Origin of the sequence: Wolbachia endosymbiont of Nomada ferruginata (assembly GCF_001675785.1) — a bacterium.
GTDB lineage: Bacteria > Pseudomonadota > Alphaproteobacteria > Rickettsiales > Anaplasmataceae > Wolbachia > Wolbachia pipientis.
In genome coordinates this window covers 1-726 of record NZ_LYUY01000180.1, presented here as the reverse complement: position 1 = coordinate 726, position 726 = coordinate 1, and the positions used below count along the sequence as shown (strand labels likewise).

The 726-nt window shown below is 36.2% G+C and carries 1 protein-coding gene and 2 pseudogenes; 2 read left to right on the top strand and 1 reads right to left on the bottom strand.

Features of this window, described 5'->3' with window-relative positions; all coding sequences use genetic code 11:
* Together BA053_RS06340 and BA053_RS08230 are read left to right on the top strand one after the other, a co-directional pair.
* Window positions 1-420: pyrimidine dimer DNA glycosylase/endonuclease V (locus BA053_RS06340; RefSeq protein ID WP_065106882.1), on the top strand; the 420-nt coding region annotated here is incomplete at its 5' end.
* 20 nt (window positions 421-440) lie between these two features.
* Window positions 441-629, top strand: a pseudogene (locus BA053_RS08230) (Rpn family recombination-promoting nuclease/putative transposase); the annotation flags it as partial.
* 8 nt (window positions 630-637) lie between these two features.
* On the opposite strand, the pseudogene BA053_RS07575 reads toward BA053_RS08230, so the two are convergent.
* Window positions 638-726, bottom strand: a pseudogene (locus tag BA053_RS07575) (IS5/IS1182 family transposase); the annotation flags it as partial.

Genomic DNA, 726 nt, shown 5'->3' with positions numbered 1-726 from the left:
AGTGTTTTTTCAATCGCATTAAAAGCGCCAAATCCTTTTGTCAGTATCACAAACCAAAATATAGAAGTTCCATATAAACTTACTCACAAAAACCACCCTTGTTCTCTATGGGCTAGACACTCAAAAGGAAACTTTAATTGGTTGATAGGATATGGAAAAGAATTATGTAAAGAGTACACCTGGCGATATAAAAGAACGCATAAATCTGAAGAAGTTATAGATTGGTGTGATAATAATAAGGATTTGCTAATTTTTCAATCAGCTGATATACAAGCTTTTACACAAGCGTTACCTGATCGATATAAATGTAGTAATCCAATAGAAGCCTATAGAGAGTATTACTTAAAAGAAAAGATGAAGTTTGCCAAGTGGGAAAAAGGCAGAGAAGCACCAGATTGGTTGCTAGACAGAATGCTATAGTCTGATCAGTCATAAATAGAGAAGCTATCCAAATCGGCCATGAAAAAGGCAGGGAGGAAGGCATCCAAATTGGGGAAGAGCAAGGTAGAAAAGAAAGAGAAATTGAAGTTGCAAAAAACCTACTTAAAGCAGGTGTATCTGTTGAATTAATAGCTGAGTCTACCGGTCTTCCTAAAGCTGAAATTTCAAAACCTAAGGAAAAAGCCTAAGAGCCTGTTCATAATCTTTTCAGAAGTAAGGCAGTGAAAGCCAGAACGACCATTTGTAGGCTAGTATTGAGTTTTCGCTCACAATTTTTCCACAATC